Origin of the sequence: Pseudomonas sp. 14P_8.1_Bac3 (genome assembly GCF_025466085.1) — a bacterium.
In the GTDB taxonomy this organism is placed as follows: Bacteria; Pseudomonadota; Gammaproteobacteria; order Pseudomonadales; family Pseudomonadaceae; genus Aquipseudomonas.
Window position 1 is genome coordinate 124,340 of record NZ_JANLOD010000048.1, and the last position, 13,670, is coordinate 138,009.

Below are 13,670 nucleotides of genomic sequence, written 5' to 3' on the forward strand. Positions count from 1 at the left end.
CACACCACCTGACCTTGTGGGAGCGAGCCTGCTCGCGATGGTGTATCTGCCACATTGATGTCGACTGACACTCCATCGCGAGCAGGCTCGCTCCCACAGGGACGAAAGTGTCTGTGAATTTATTGATAGATCATCGACCACGACAGAGACAACCCCAATGACCGACACCCCACATTTCCCGCTCTCCGCCGTGGTCGGCGCCGACGATTTGAAACTTGCCCTATGCCTCACCGCCATCGACCCGAAAATCGGTGGCGTGCTGATCGAAGGCCCGCGCGGCATGGCCAAGTCGACCCTGGCCCGTGGCCTTGCAGACCTGCTCGCCAGCGGCCAGTTCGTCACCTTGCCACTCGGTGCCACCGAAGAGCGCCTGGTCGGCACCCTAGACCTCGACGCGGCCCTGAGCGATGGGCGCGCACAGTTTTCACCCGGCGTGCTGGCCAAGGCGGATGGCGGCGTGCTCTACGTCGATGAAGTCAATTTGCTCCCCGATCACCTCGTGGACCTGTTGCTCGACGTCGCCGCCAGCGGCACCAACCTGATCGAGCGAGACGGCATTTCCCATCGGCATTCGGCGAAGTTCGTGCTGATCGGCACGATGAACCCGGAAGAGGGCGAGCTACGCCCGCAATTGCTCGACCGCTTCGGGCTGAACGTCGCCCTCAGTGGTCACACCGAACCGTCCCAGCGCGGGCAGATCATCCGTCGGCGCCTGGATTTCGACAGCGATCCCCAACGTTTCTGCGTCGAGTGGGAAGATCAGCAGCAGGCGTTGCGCGAACGGTGCGAGACAGCGCGCAGCGCAATGGCGAGCATCCCGCTCGACGATGCAGCGCTGGCGCAGATTACTGAGCGCTGTTTTGCCGCTGGCGTCGATGGCCTGCGTGCCGATCTGGTCTGGCTGCGCGCGGCGCGTGCCCATGCGGCGTGGCGCGGGGCGAGCGCGATTGCCGCGGAGGATATCGACGCGGTGGCCGAGTTCGCCTTGCGCCACCGTCGTCGCGAACCATCGCCGCCGACACCGCAACAGGCCCAGCAGCCTTCGGCGCAAAACTCCACCCCGAGCGCCGGTGAGGGCCAGTGGGGCGAAATGCCCGCGCAGGCGTTGCCGGTCGGCGCCCGACGTGACGTGCCGAGCTGGCCAAAAAAGCCCTAGGCATTCGCCCTCGATCTGCTGCGGGGGCGAATGCCAAGCCCCGTGCGGGACAGCTGGACAGCGGCAGGCAAGGCAAGCGTCGGGCGGCGCAAAGCGGTTCGATCAACTGGCCCGGCACGCTGCTTAACGGTCGCCCGCGTCAGCGCGAGGATGTGCTGTTTCATTTACGTACGCGTTCGCCTCATGAGCTGTGGCTGGTGATCGTCGATGCCTCGGCTTCGACGCGCCGTCATCAGGCATTGAGCGACGCCAAAGGGCTGCTGGCTCAGCTGTTCGACGATGCTTATCGGCAACGTGCGCGTCTGGCGTTGTTGACCGCCAGCGGTCATGCGCCGAGATGGCAAGTGCAGGGGCTGAAAGCCTCCGCGGGCCTGCGCCACTGGCTCGATGAGCTCGGCGCGGGTGGCGGCACACCGTTGCTGGCGGCGTTGGGCGAGGCGGGGCGCTGGCTTGCGGCGAGGCAAAAGCGCTTGCCGGCGGAACAACAGCGGTTGCTACTGGTCACGGATGGGCGCTTGAAAGAGTGGTCGGGCGTGCCGGCGCTGGGGTGCCCGGGGCTGCTGATCGATATCGAGCGCGGGCCGATTCGGTTGGGACGGGCGAGGCAGTTGGCGGCGGAGTTGCAGGCGGATTATCGACATATCGATGAGCTGGTTTCGGGTTGAGTTCTGCATCGTCTGGGCCGCCCCATTCGCGGGCAAGCCACAGTGCTGATTATTTGCCCATGGCCTGACGGTATTGACGCGTACGACGGCCGATGTACACGCGGTCGAGGATTAACGCCCAGAGCGCCGACACCTGCGGACGGGGCTGGCGTCCGCGGCTGAGACGATGGAGCTGGAATTTCACCACGGCCATACTTGCCAGCGCCGCCAGGGGCTTGCGTTTCCAGCGGATCGGCGGCAGTTGCGGGTGGCTGTCCCGGCCTTCACGCCACTGTTTGACCAGCTGCGGCTCGATAGCCAGCGCTGTGCCGATGCCGGCCATGGCGACGCCGCTGGCGAGTACCTGTTCGACAACGGCCAGGCGCCGGATGCCGCCCGTCACCATCACCGGCATCTGCGCCACGCCGGCCAGTTCGCTGGCCATCTCCAGAAAGTAGGCTTCCCGCGCCAGCGTCCGCCCATCGCGCGCTTCGCCTTGCATGGCCGGGGCTTCGTAGCTGCCGCCCGACAGTTCCAGCAAGTCGATCTGTTGATCATTGAGCCACTGGATCACGTGCCGGGCGTCATCGGCATCGAATCCACCGCGCTGGAAGTCGGCCGAGTTGAGCTTCACCGCCACGCAAAACTGCGGCGACACGGCGTGGCGCACGGCGCGGAGCACTTCCATCAGCAGGCGCGCGCGATTCTCGAGCGTTCCGCCCCAACGGTCGGTTCGCTGGTTGGTCAATGGCGAGAGGAACTGGCTGATCAGGTAACCGTGCGCGGCATGAATCTGCACGCCGGTGAAGCCGGCCTCTTCCGCCAGGGCTGCACTGGTAGCGAAGCGCCGGATCACTTCGGCAATATCCTCTTCGGACATCGGCTTGGGGGCAGCGAACATCTTCGAGAACGAACCCAGGTCCAACGCCACTGCCGAGGGCGCCATCGCCTGCTGGCCCAGGTTGGCCATGGTCTGGCGCCCCGGGTGATTGAGCTGCATCCAGAACTGCGCGCCGCCGGCCTTGCCGACCGTCGCCCACTGACGAAAGCGCTGCAGGTCGCGCTCGTCCTCAAGCACCACGCCACCGGGGCCGGTCATGGCGCGGCGGTCGATCATCACGTTGCCGGTCAGCAGCAGCCCGGCTTCGCCCTCGGCCCAGGCCTGGTACAACCGGAATAGCGCAGCGGAAGGTGCCTGCTCGGTATCGGCGAGGTTTTCCTCCATTGCCGCTTTGGCAATGCGATTGCGCAGGGTCTGACCGTTGGGCAGATTCAACGTCTGGAAGGGCGACATGCTTGACTCCTCATCAATGAAGAGCAGAGGCTAAGCTTAAAGCTAACTTTAATGTCAAGCGGCACAATGGGGCTGAGATGAAGATTGGAGAATTGGCGCAACTGAGCGGGCTCAATGCCTCGCGTATTCGTTTTTACGAAGCCCAGGGTCTGATCCAGAACGTGGAGCGCCGGGCAAATGGCTACCGGCATTACCCCGAACAGGTTTTACAAACGCTGTATCTCATCCAGTGCGCGCAGCAGGCCGGCTTCAGCCTGGAAGAGCTGAAACAGTTGTTGTCGATTACCGCGTCCGGCGACGTCAAGCAAGACGAACTGATCGCGGGCTTGAGGCGCAAGATCGAGCAGATCGAACAGATGCAACGGCACCTGGCACAGAGCAAGGCGAAGCTGCTGACGGTGATCGACGACATTCAGTCCAGGCCCGACGGCATGGGCTGCGCTGCCAATGCCGAGCGGGTGCTGGCGTCATTCAGGCCTTCGCGCTGAAGGACGCCGTCGACGGGGCAGGGATCGGATGGCGCATCAAGATGCCGACCACGACTGCGCCCAGCAAGGCCAGCAGGCCCGCGACCCGGAGCAGCAAACTGAAGCCGCCGACGAACGCTTCGCGGGCCAGCGGTTCCACGACGTTACGAGCGGTGTCCGGCAGCAGGCTCAGCGCCGCCGACATGTCGCCGGCCACGACGCGCGAGGCGATGCCCTGGGTTTCACCGAGCCATTGCGCACCGTGAGCGGCCAGGCCCGCGCGCAGCAATGCCTCGGTATGACCGGACAGCAACGCACCGTATACACCGAGGGTCAACACGATGGCGCTGAAGCGCATGGTGGTGCTCATGCCCGACGCCATGCCGGTGCGCGCCCGGGGCACGCAGGCCATGATGTTCTTTTGCGTGTCGCCATTGAGCAATCCGGCCCCGGCGCCGGTCACGGCGATTGCCAGGGCGAAGGGCAGGTAGCCGCCGCTGCTGACCGCCCAGGCACTCAGCAAATTACCGGCGCCGACGAGCGTCAAACCGGTCGCCATCATGGTCGCCGGGGCAAAGCGGCTGGACAGGCGTACGCCGAGCCGCGGCCCCATCAGCATGGTCACGGCAAACGGCAACATGCCCAGGCCCGAGGCGATGGCCGAAAACCCCAGGCCGTTTTGCAGATAGAACGGCAGCAGCGTCATCATCACCTGGGCGCAACCGGCATAAGCGAACATGCCCAGCAGCGCGCCGATAAAGCGCGGGTATCTGAATAATTGCAGGTCGACCATCGGCCGTTGTTGCAGCCGTTCAATCACGACAAACACGCCCAGCAGCAGCGCACCGCCGATCAGCCGCCCGTATGTGACCGGGTTGCTCCAGCCGATCCGGTTTGCCTCGATCAGGCCCCAGATCAGGCACAGCAAACTGGCACTGAAGGCCAGGCTGCCCCACGGATCGAGGCGTGCGGATTGAGGATCGCGGGATTCCGGCACCGCGCGCCAGACCATGACGATCAGCAACAGGCCGACCGGCAAGTTGAGGTAGAAAATCCAGCGCCAGCCGATGTATTCGGTTATCAGCCCGCCGAGGGGCGGCGCCGCGGTCATCGCCACGCCCATGCACGCGCCCCAGAACGCCCAGGCCTTGGCTCGCTCGACTTCATCGTGAAAGGTGTGTCCGATGGAGGCCAGCGCCGAAGTCAGCAACAGCGCCGCCCCGACACCCTTGACCGCGCGGGCAATGTCGAGGAACAACGCCGTCGGCGCGGCACCGCAACCCATGGATGCCAGAATGAACAGGCCCAGGCCGCAGAGCAGGGTTTTCTGCCGGCCAAAGCGGTCGGCGATGCTCCCGGCCGGCAGCAACAGGGCCGCGAACGCCAGCATGTACGCGCTGACCACCCATTCGATGTCGGCAAAATTGGCGCCCAGGTCCCGGGCGATCGTCGGCAGGGTGACGGCGACTATATTGGTGTCGAGGACGATCAACGAACAGACGCCGGAGGCCGTCAACAACGTCAGGTGGGGACTGACGCGGCTCATCATCGGATTGCCTTTTGGGCAAGGGTGCTGATCGATGCCGCGTTATGGGGTTTGACGTGCATGGCATAGGCTCTCTACTGTCAGTACACGACGAGCTTATCGCGAGCGATCAAGCGTTCCGTTAGCCCTGTATCGGGATTTCATTACCTTTGAGCTAATGCACCATGGATATTCGCCATTTCCGCTATTTCCTGGCCGTCGCCCGGCAAGGCAACTTCACCCGCGCCGCCGAACAACTGGGCATCGCGCCGCCGACCCTGACTCGACAGATCCAGGACATGGAAAGCGAACTCGGCACGCGGCTGTTCGTGCGGCAAACCCGTGAAGTCAGTCTGACCGAGGCGGGTGCCGCGCTGGTGATCGAAGCCGAAGCGACGGTGCGCCAGTTCGAATACGCCCAGCACAATGCCCAGCGCGCCGGACGCGGGGAAATTGGCCATATCGAACTCGGCTATGTGGCGTCAGCGGTGTACTCGGGCCTGCTGCAGAAACAAGTTCAGGCCTTCAGCCGCGAGTGCCCCGACGTCAGTCTGAACGTGCGCGAATACCCGATGGTGTCATTGCCGGCCATGGTGGCCGAGGGTCGATTCGACATTGGTTATGTGCGCTCACCCATGACCCTGCCCGAAGGCCTGGACGCGATCCGGCTGGACGCGGAAGGCTTCGTGCTGGCACTGCCGGTCGAATCCTGGCTGTGTCGCTTGACCGAGATTGGCCCGGAACGCCTCCAGGGCGAAACATTCATCCTCCCGGAACAAATCAGCGGCACGTTGCAAGTGGCCGCCGAGGGCGGGTTTTCGCCAAAACTCGGAGCGCAACCGGGTGGGCTGGTCGCGGTGCTGGCGCTGGTGTCGCTGGGGCAGGGCGTGGCGGTGGTGCCGGAGTCGGTGGTCGGACACGTCGGACTGCCCGGGGTCGCGTACCGGTCGATCAAGGGTTGCGAGGCGAGTTCGTGGTTGTCGTTGGTGTATCGGCGGTTCGAGAAGTCGGCGGCGGTGGTGCGGTATATCGAGCGGGTGAAAAGCACTGCAGTCAAAAGCTAGAAGCTTCGCGAGCAAGCCCGCTCCCACAGGGTGCAGTGTCGAGCACACAATTTGCACCGGACACTGTTCAACTGTGGGAGCGGGCTTGCTCGCGAATGCGGCCGCCTGAACAGCTAAAATCCTGACCTTCTACAGATTTTGTAATGATTTCCAGCTGTAGGAAAAGTCCCTGGCGCCTGTACGCTCCAAGGCCTTTTCATTTTCAGGACTTGCATGAACACCCTCTCGGAGCCCCCCAGTTATCCTTCCCCATCGCGCCTCCACGCGCGTCTGATGCCCGCGAAACATCCAGTCTTTCGACTTCCCGATACCTTTGTCATTCATGCCCCAAGGCCTCTGGGCCGCGCCTTGCCGTGCCCGGCATTGTGAATTCACTGAAGAGATCGAGACATTTTTATGGAATGGATAGCTGACCCCACCGCGTGGCTGGGTTTGTTGACGCTGATCGTGCTGGAACTGGTGCTCGGCATCGATAACCTGGTGTTTATCGCGATCCTCGCGGACAAACTGCCGCCCGAGCAGCGCGATCGTGCGCGTCTCATCGGCTTGTCATTTGCGCTGCTGATGCGCCTGGGCCTGCTGGCGAGCATTTCCTGGCTGGTGACCCTGACGCAGCCGCTGTTCGAGGTGTTCGACAAAAGCTTCTCGGGGCGTGACCTGATCATGTTGTTCGGCGGCGTGTTCCTGCTGTTCAAGGCCACCATGGAACTGCACGAACGACTCGAAGGCCATGTCGGCGAGCGCAGGTCCAATACCGCGTATGCGCTGTTCTGGCCGATCGTCGCGCAGATTGTGGTACTCGATGCCGTGTTCTCCCTCGACGCGGTGATCACCGCCGTGGGCATGGTTGATGAGCTGGCGGTGATGATGATCGCGGTGATCATTTCCATCGGCCTGATGATCGTCGCCAGCAAACCGCTGACCCGTTTCGTCAATGCCCACCCGACCGTGATCATGCTGTGCCTGGGCTTCCTGATGATGATCGGTTTCGCCCTGACCGCTGAAGGCCTGGGCTTCCACATTCCGAAAGGCTACCTGTACGCGGCCATCGGTTTCTCGATCCTGATCGAAATCTTCAATCAGATCGCCCGCGCCCGGCGCAAGCGCTCCATGCAGGGCCTGCGGCCGTTGCGCGAACGCACGGCTCATGCGGTGCTGCGTTTGCTCGGTGGTCGCACGTTGGCGGCCGAGGAGGTCGGTGAGGAAATTACCGACCTGCTGGACAGCGCTGAGGCGCCCGGTGAAGCTTTGTTCGACCGTCGTGAGCGGGTGATGATCAGCGGCGTACTGCAACTGGCTGAGCGTCCCATCCGCACCTTGATGACTGTTCGCGCCGACGTCGATTACATCGACCTGTCCGACGACGCAGAAGCGATTCGTGCTCGGCTCATGCACTCGTCCTATTCGCGTCTGCCACTGATTCGCGACGGCATCGTGGATGAGCCACTGGGCTTCGTGCACAAGAAGGAGTTGCTCAAGGAATACCTGGCCGGCAATGAGCCGAACCTCGAGCATCTGGCACGCAAGCCCCTCAACTTGCTGGACAGCTACTCGATCCTCAACGCCCTGGAGCAAATGCGCAAAGCCTCGACGCACATTGCCTTCGTGGTCAACGAATTCGGCGACTTCGTCGGTGTGCTGACCATGACCGACATCCTCGAATCGATTGCCGGCGAACTGCCGGACGCCAGCGAAATCGAAGGTCCGGACGTGGTCGAAGAGCAGGGCGGGTTCATGGTCAGCGGCGCACTGAACCTGTCGCGAGTGCGGCAGCGAACCGGTTTTGCCGCTGAACCAACCGACGACTACCAGACCCTGGCGGGTTTGGTCATGAGCTTGCTCGATCGCTTGCCGATGATCGGCGACAGCCATGAGTGGCAGGGCTGGCGGATGACGGTGGTGGCGGTAGAGGAGCGTCGGGTGACGCGGGTGTTGCTGGTTCGCATCGGCGGGTGATCGTGCCAGATCTCATGAAGTTTTTCCTACGTGAATCAGGACGGTGTTCGCCCTGACTGAAGGACTTGGCCGATAAGAAACACGGAAATCGAGAAGCGCAGGAGCTGATACCTTTTGCGCTTTCCCATTCTCGGTAACGCTGCCATGTCAAAAGCAATAACGTCAAACGCGCATCAGAGTGCTATTTTTAGTACGTCTAAAAGCACTCCAGGAAACACCTTCATGCCGCATATCGTGCTTTCACAGGTTGTAGCGAGTATCTCCGAACTGAAAAAGAATCCGATGGGTACGGTCGCCGCGGGCGGTGGCCAGTCCGTTGCAATACTCAACCGCAACGAGCCGGCTTTTTACTGCGTACCGGCCAAAGAGTACGAGGCCATGATGTCTCGCCTCGACGATCTGGAATTGATCGCTCTATGTAAGGAGCGTGAAAATGACCTGACTATAAAGGTTTCGATTGATGACCTATGAGTTGGAGTTTTCTGAAAAAGCATTCAAGGAGTGGAAGAAGCTCGGTGCAAACCTCAGAGACCAATTCAAAAGAAAGCTTCAACAGCGGCTGATCAACCCGCACGTTCCTGCGGACCATCTGTGTGGGTTAGGGAATGCTTACAAAATCAAACTACGTAGCGCGGGTTATCGACTGGTTTATCGCGTAGTTGATGAGGTGCTGATCGTGACCGTAATAGCGGTGGGTAAGAGGGAGCATGGAGATGTTTACAAGGATGCCAGCGATCGCTAGCTGTGCTTCGATTTCATCGTGGACCAGGATTGTCTTTATAAGGAAATATGATGGCTGTCAGTAACGTAGAACCTGTTCTTCCGCAGTTGACCGCAATCCTTGAGGTCATGAAGTATTGTCTTCCCCTTATGCTGGTCCTGCTGCTTACCTGGTATGGCTACTTAAGAGCAGCTTCCGGTTTCTTCCTGATCGAACGCATTTGGCGATTGATAGGCGGTGGTAAGGAGTTCTCCAGTGATTTTCTCAACCAACAATGGTCTGCCGTCAAGGACCTCGAAAGTTTCCGATTCAAAACAGGCATACGACTGGATAGCTATGAGCAAATGCTTGAGTTGCTCGAACGAATTAAACGCCATGACATCAACATCGCTCAATTGATCCGCGGCAGAAAGTACTTTGATGCAAATCTCCTAGTGATGCGTAATCCTGATTTGAACAGCTGGAAAGGTCGTCATGGCACCGGCTTGGTGCTGGCCATGCTTCTCATGGTTTTGAGCATGATCGCCATAATCCCTGATTATGCGGTTTTGACTATGAAAAAGAGTGATATCACTTTTATGGTGCGGGAAGACTCGGCTAAATCCTTTCTTTCTGACGACTGGGTATTGAAGCCAGAAAACTGCATCAGGCCGACCGTTCGGCCAGACGATGAAATCAAGCAACTGGTCTGCGGAGTATTTGCCAGCGAAGCAGATGGGCGTTATGTCCGGAACATCATTTTCGAGCAACGAGCCTTGTCCGGAATTTTTCTGACTTTGGGTTTTTGGGGCTTTGTATCCATGATCGTTGCAGGCAGCAAAGCACAAGCTGCACGGCGCGTGTTCGAACAATTCACTCGAAGAATGCCTGCATCGGGCGAAAAACTGAATCCGTGGATGCGCGGTGAGCCTGCACCTTGATGACGCTGTTCCTCTGCATTCCCACTTAGGATGTAGGCGGGCGTTTTAATCACCCCTTCGCGAGCAGGTTCGCTCCCACTGGAGAATGCTTCCAATGTGGGAGCTGCCTCTAGCGAAGACGACCTGTTGAACTCCACGATATCGATAAACCCACCCGCGCCATTTTGAGCCACCCAACTGCCTTTGTGGTGCAAGTACCCGCTCTGTGTGGCCAACGGTAGCGCTACGCCGCTGCCTCGTTTGGTAACGTTGTTGCCACGCATTATTCCATCTGTTTGATTCAAAACACTTTTCATTTACCCCTGCCTTCCCGCTACAACCTGTGGCACACTTTCTGCTGTCTATTCCGTTGTTACATACCTGGTTCCGGTATAGCGGAATAAACATCATCCTGGAGTGCTTGCCATGCATCGCCGACCTTCCTTGTTTAAAGCGTGTGTTTTTCTCTTTGCAGCTTCGGCTGCTGCCGTGGGCGTGGCCCAAGCGGCGGACAGCAAGCTCGATAGCGTGCTGGCCCGCGGGAAATTGATCGTGGGGACGGGCAGTACCAACGCGCCGTGGCACTTCCAGGGAGCGGATGGCAAGTTGCAGGGTTTTGATATCGATATCGGGCACATGATTGCCAAGGGCCTGTTCAATGACCCGGCCAAGGTCGAGTACGTGGTGCAGTCGTCCGATGCGCGGATTCCCAATCTGTTGACTGACAAAGTCGACATCAGCTGCCAGTTCATCACCGTCACCGCCAGTCGCGCGCAGCAGGTGGCGTTCACGCTGCCGTACTACCGCGAAGGCGTCGGCCTGCTGTTACCGGCCAACAGCAAGTACAAGGAAATCGAAGACCTGAAATCCGCTGGTGACAGCGTGACCGTAGCGGTGCTGCAGAACGTGTACGCCGAAGAGCTGGTGCATCAGGCGTTGCCGAAAGCCAAGGTCGATCAGTACGACAGCGTGGACCTGATGTACCAGGCCGTGAATTCGGGTCGAGCCGACGCAGCGGCCACCGATCAGTCGTCGGTGAAATACCTGATGGTGCAGAACCCTGGTCGCTATCGCAGCCCGACTTACGCCTGGAGCCCGCAAACCTACGCCTGTGCGGTCAAACGCGGCGATCAGGACTGGCTGAACTTCGTCAATACCACCTTGCATGAAGCCATGACCGGCGTTGAATTCCCGGCTTACGCGGCATCCTTCAAGCAGTGGTTCGGTGTCGATCTGCCGACCCCGGCCATCGGTTTCCCTGTCGAATTCAAATGATCCCGTGAGAGCGGGGCGGTGCTGAATCGCCCCGTTCAAGGTACTGCTGACCATGAACTATCAGTTGAACTTTGCCGCCGTGTGGCGCGATTTCGATACCTTGCTGGCGGGGCTCGGTCTGGGCCTGGAGCTGGCACTGGTGTCGATCGCCATCGGCTGCGTGATCGGCCTGATGATGGCGTTTGCCTTGCTGTCAAAGCACCGCACGCTTCGGGTGCTGGCGTCGGTGTATGTGACGGTGATCCGCAATACGCCGATTCTGGTATTGATTCTGTTGATCTACTTTGCACTGCCCAGCCTCGGTATCCGCCTGGACAAGATTCCCTCGTTCATAATCACCCTGTCGTTGTACGCCGGGGCGTACCTGACCGAAGTGTTCCGCGGCGGCTTGCTGAGCATTCCCAAGGGCCAGCGCGAAGCCGGTCTGGCGATCGGCCTCGGCGAGTGGCAGGTCAAGGCCTACGTCACCGTGCCGGTGATGCTGCGCAATGTGCTGCCGGCGCTGTCGAACAACTTCATTTCGCTGTTCAAGGACACCTCGCTGGCGGCGGCGATTGCCGTGCCGGAGCTGACCTATTACGCGCGCAAGATCAATGTCGAGAGCTACCGGGTGATTGAAACCTGGCTGGTGACCACAGCGCTCTATGTTGCGGCCTGTTACCTCATTGCCATGCTGCTGCGTTACCTCGAGCAGCGTCTGGCGATTCGCCGATAGGAGGCCCCCATGTACGAATCACCCAGTTGGTTGCATGAGTTATGGGTTGCCCGCGACGTGCTGTGGCAAGGCTTTCTGACCAGTGTGCAGGTGTCGGCCCTGGCCATTTTGCTGGGCACGGTGGTCGGCATTGTCACCGGTCTGGTGCTGACTTACGGCAATGTCTGGATGCGCGCGCCGTTTCGTTTTTACGTCGACCTGATCCGCGGTACGCCGGTGTTCGTGCTGGTGCTGGCCTGCTTTTATATGGCGCCGGCGCTGGGCTGGCAGATCAGTGCGTTCCAGGCGGGTGCCTTGGGGCTGACGTTGTTCTGCGGTTCTCACGTCGCCGAGATTGTGCGCGGCGCTTTGCAGGCGTTGCCCAGCGGTCAGATGGAAGCGAGCAAGGCCATCGGCCTGACGTTCTACCAATCCCTCGGCTATGTGCTGTTGCCTCAGGCGTTGCGGCAGATTCTGCCGACCTGGGTCAACTCGTCGACCGAAATCGTCAAGGCCTCGACCTTGCTCTCGGTGATCGGTGTGGCCGAGCTGCTGCTCAGCACCCAGCAGATCATCGCCCGGACGTTCATGACCCTGGAGTTTTACCTGTTCGCCGGATTTCTGTTTTTCGTCATCAACTACGCCATCGAATTACTCGGCCGGCACATTGAAAAGCGGGTGGCCTTGCCATGACTCAACCTTCCAACACTCAAAACGGCCAGGCCCTGCTGGACATTCGCGGCCTGCACAAACAATACGGCAAGCTCGAAGTGCTCAAGGGCGTCGACCTGAGCATGCAGCGCGGCAACGTCGTGACGTTGATCGGCTCCAGCGGTTCGGGCAAGACCACGCTGCTGCGTTGCGTGAACATGCTCGAAGAATTCCAGGGCGGGCAGATCGTGCTCGATGGCGAGTCCATCGGTTATGACGAGGTCAACGGCAAACGCGTGCGTCACGCGGAAAAGGTCATCGCTCGCCATCGCGCCATGACCGGCATGGCGTTCCAGCAGTTCAACCTGTTCCCGCACCTCACTGCGTTGCAGAACGTCACCCTGGGCCTGTTGAAGGTCAAGAAGCTGCACAAGGACGAGGCCGTGGCGCTCGCCGAAAAATGGCTGGAGCGCGTCGGCCTGCTCGAGCGCCGCGATCACTATCCGGGCCAGTTGTCCGGCGGCCAGCAGCAGCGGGTGGCGATCGCCCGGGCCATCGCGATGAACCCGAGCCTGATGCTGTTCGACGAAGTCACCTCGGCCCTCGACCCGGAACTGGTCGGTGAAGTGCTGAACGTGATCAAGGGCCTGGCGGACGAAGGCATGACCATGCTGCTGGTGACCCACGAAATGCGTTTTGCGTTCGAGGTCTCGGACAAGATCGTTTTCATGAACCAGGGGCGGATCGAAGAGCAGGGGCCACCCAAGGAACTGTTCGAACGCCCGCAATCGCCGCGTCTGGCGGAATTTCTCAAGAACACGCGTTTTTGACCTTTCACTTTTCAATCAGGAGAAACACTCATGAGCATTACTCGTTACGGCACCGGCAGCACCGCCGCTGGCGGTCAGCCTCGCCCGTTCGCCCGCGCCGTTGAGGCTGATGGCTGGCTGCACGTTTCCGGGCAGGTGCCGGCGCTGGACGGCGAGATCATTACCGGTGGCATCGTCGAACAGACCCACCAGACCATGAAGAACCTGATCGCGATTCTCGAAGAGGCGGGTTATGGCCTCGAAGATGTCGTGCGTGCTGGCGTCTGGCTGGAGGATCCGCGGGATTTCACCAGCTTCAACAAAGTGTTCTCCGAGTATTTCAAACCCGAACACGCGCCGGCACGGGCCTGCGTGCAGGCGAACATGATGGTCGACTGCAAGGTCGAGATCGACTGCATTGCCTACAAGAAAAAGGCCTGAGCCGAGGTGGCTTCATCGCCAGCAGGCTGGCTCCCATAGGGAAACGCATTCCAAATGTGGGAGCCAGTCTGCTG

15 protein-coding genes are annotated in these 13,670 nt (G+C 60.4%); 13 read left to right on the forward strand and 2 right to left on the reverse strand.

Annotated elements, in window-relative coordinates; genetic code table 11:
• The first annotated feature begins 157 nt into the window (after window positions 1–157).
• Entirely contained in the window at window positions 158–1,156 is a 999-nt protein-coding gene (locus NTD84_RS13400; protein WP_262166145.1) for an ATP-binding protein, read from the forward strand.
• On the forward strand, window positions 1,138–1,821 hold the full coding sequence (locus NTD84_RS13405) for a vWA domain-containing protein (RefSeq protein WP_262166539.1): 684 nt from the start codon (window positions 1,138–1,140) through the stop codon (window positions 1,819–1,821). The genes NTD84_RS13400 and NTD84_RS13405 overlap by 19 nt, the downstream gene beginning before the upstream one ends.
• Before the next feature lie 49 nt (window positions 1,822–1,870).
• Here the strand turns inward: NTD84_RS13405 and NTD84_RS13410 are convergent, their stop codons facing one another.
• A complete protein-coding gene (locus NTD84_RS13410) occupies window positions 1,871–3,094 on the reverse strand; it encodes an NADH:flavin oxidoreductase/NADH oxidase family protein (protein ID WP_262166148.1) in 1,224 nt (407 codons plus the stop codon).
• 77 nt (window positions 3,095–3,171) lie between these two features.
• Between NTD84_RS13410 and NTD84_RS13415 the strand changes: the two genes are divergently transcribed.
• Window positions 3,172–3,582: a MerR family transcriptional regulator gene (locus NTD84_RS13415; protein ID WP_262166151.1), complete on the forward strand. Its 411-nt coding sequence runs from the start codon at window positions 3,172–3,174 to the stop codon at window positions 3,580–3,582.
• On the opposite strand, the gene NTD84_RS13420 is transcribed toward NTD84_RS13415, so the two are convergent.
• A complete protein-coding gene (locus tag NTD84_RS13420; protein WP_262166152.1) occupies window positions 3,566–5,107 on the reverse strand; it encodes an MFS transporter in 1,542 nt (513 codons plus the stop codon). The genes NTD84_RS13415 and NTD84_RS13420 overlap by 17 nt on opposite strands.
• Before the next feature lie 164 nt (window positions 5,108–5,271).
• Between NTD84_RS13420 and NTD84_RS13425 the strand changes: the two genes are divergently transcribed.
• From NTD84_RS13425 to NTD84_RS13470, 10 genes are all read left to right on the forward strand, one after another.
• Complete coding sequence (locus NTD84_RS13425) at window positions 5,272–6,150, forward strand: LysR family transcriptional regulator (RefSeq protein ID WP_262166153.1); 879 nt, start codon at window positions 5,272–5,274, stop codon at window positions 6,148–6,150.
• 396 nt (window positions 6,151–6,546) lie between these two features.
• Window positions 6,547–8,106 carry a TerC family protein gene (locus NTD84_RS13430; protein ID WP_262166154.1) on the forward strand — a complete coding sequence of 520 codons (1,560 nt, stop codon included), beginning with the start codon at window positions 6,547–6,549 and terminating at the stop codon, window positions 8,104–8,106.
• Window positions 8,107–8,328: 222 nt separating this feature from the next.
• Window positions 8,329–8,577 carry a type II toxin-antitoxin system Phd/YefM family antitoxin gene (locus NTD84_RS13435; RefSeq protein ID WP_262166155.1) on the forward strand — a complete coding sequence of 83 codons (249 nt, stop codon included), beginning with the start codon at window positions 8,329–8,331 and terminating at the stop codon, window positions 8,575–8,577.
• Entirely contained in the window at window positions 8,567–8,848 is a 282-nt protein-coding gene (locus NTD84_RS13440; RefSeq protein WP_262166157.1) for a type II toxin-antitoxin system RelE family toxin, read from the forward strand. Before NTD84_RS13435 ends, NTD84_RS13440 begins: the two co-directional genes overlap by 11 nt.
• A gap of 50 nt (window positions 8,849–8,898) precedes the next feature.
• The gene (locus NTD84_RS13445) at window positions 8,899–9,747 is read left to right on the forward strand and encodes a DUF6216 family protein (RefSeq protein WP_262166158.1); all 849 of its coding nucleotides are present in this window, start codon (window positions 8,899–8,901) and stop codon (window positions 9,745–9,747) included.
• Between the two features lie 405 nt (window positions 9,748–10,152).
• Window positions 10,153–11,001, forward strand: a complete 849-nt coding sequence (locus NTD84_RS13450) for a transporter substrate-binding domain-containing protein (RefSeq protein WP_262166160.1) — start codon at window positions 10,153–10,155, stop codon at window positions 10,999–11,001.
• A 52-nt stretch (window positions 11,002–11,053) separates the two neighbouring features.
• On the forward strand, window positions 11,054–11,716 hold the full coding sequence (locus NTD84_RS13455) for an amino acid ABC transporter permease (RefSeq protein ID WP_262166161.1): 663 nt from the start codon (window positions 11,054–11,056) through the stop codon (window positions 11,714–11,716).
• A gap of 9 nt (window positions 11,717–11,725) precedes the next feature.
• On the forward strand, window positions 11,726–12,388 hold the full coding sequence (locus NTD84_RS13460; RefSeq protein ID WP_262166163.1) for an amino acid ABC transporter permease: 663 nt from the start codon (window positions 11,726–11,728) through the stop codon (window positions 12,386–12,388).
• A complete protein-coding gene (locus NTD84_RS13465) occupies window positions 12,385–13,176 on the forward strand; it encodes an amino acid ABC transporter ATP-binding protein (protein WP_262166165.1) in 792 nt (263 codons plus the stop codon). The genes NTD84_RS13460 and NTD84_RS13465 overlap by 4 nt, the downstream gene beginning before the upstream one ends.
• A 30-nt stretch (window positions 13,177–13,206) precedes the next feature.
• Window positions 13,207–13,596 (forward strand): RidA family protein, encoded by a 390-nt coding sequence (locus tag NTD84_RS13470; protein WP_108217295.1) that lies wholly within the window; start codon window positions 13,207–13,209, stop codon window positions 13,594–13,596.
• The last annotated feature ends 74 nt before the right edge of the window (window positions 13,597–13,670 follow it).

Excerpts from the sequence above, each read along its gene's own strand:
- NTD84_RS13400 (WP_262166145.1), top strand. The coding sequence starts at position 158 with ATGACCGACACCCCACATTTCCCGCTCTCCGCCGTGGTCGGCGCCGAC.
- NTD84_RS13410 (WP_262166148.1), bottom strand. The coding sequence starts at position 3,094 with ATGTCGCCCTTCCAGACGTTGAATCTGCCCAACGGTCAGACCCTGCGC.
- NTD84_RS13415 (WP_262166151.1), top strand. The coding sequence starts at position 3,172 with ATGAAGATTGGAGAATTGGCGCAACTGAGCGGGCTCAATGCCTCGCGT.
- NTD84_RS13420 (WP_262166152.1), bottom strand. The coding sequence starts at position 5,107 with ATGAGCCGCGTCAGTCCCCACCTGACGTTGTTGACGGCCTCCGGCGTC.
- NTD84_RS13425 (WP_262166153.1), top strand. The coding sequence starts at position 5,272 with ATGGATATTCGCCATTTCCGCTATTTCCTGGCCGTCGCCCGGCAAGGC.
- NTD84_RS13430 (WP_262166154.1), top strand. The coding sequence starts at position 6,547 with ATGGAATGGATAGCTGACCCCACCGCGTGGCTGGGTTTGTTGACGCTG.
- NTD84_RS13435 (WP_262166155.1), top strand. The coding sequence starts at position 8,329 with ATGCCGCATATCGTGCTTTCACAGGTTGTAGCGAGTATCTCCGAACTG.
- NTD84_RS13440 (WP_262166157.1), top strand. The coding sequence starts at position 8,567 with ATGACCTATGAGTTGGAGTTTTCTGAAAAAGCATTCAAGGAGTGGAAG.
- NTD84_RS13445 (WP_262166158.1), top strand. The coding sequence starts at position 8,899 with ATGGCTGTCAGTAACGTAGAACCTGTTCTTCCGCAGTTGACCGCAATC.
- NTD84_RS13450 (WP_262166160.1), top strand. The coding sequence starts at position 10,153 with ATGCATCGCCGACCTTCCTTGTTTAAAGCGTGTGTTTTTCTCTTTGCA.
- NTD84_RS13455 (WP_262166161.1), top strand. The coding sequence starts at position 11,054 with ATGAACTATCAGTTGAACTTTGCCGCCGTGTGGCGCGATTTCGATACC.
- NTD84_RS13460 (WP_262166163.1), top strand. The coding sequence starts at position 11,726 with ATGTACGAATCACCCAGTTGGTTGCATGAGTTATGGGTTGCCCGCGAC.
- NTD84_RS13465 (WP_262166165.1), top strand. The coding sequence starts at position 12,385 with ATGACTCAACCTTCCAACACTCAAAACGGCCAGGCCCTGCTGGACATT.
- NTD84_RS13470 (WP_108217295.1), top strand. The coding sequence starts at position 13,207 with ATGAGCATTACTCGTTACGGCACCGGCAGCACCGCCGCTGGCGGTCAG.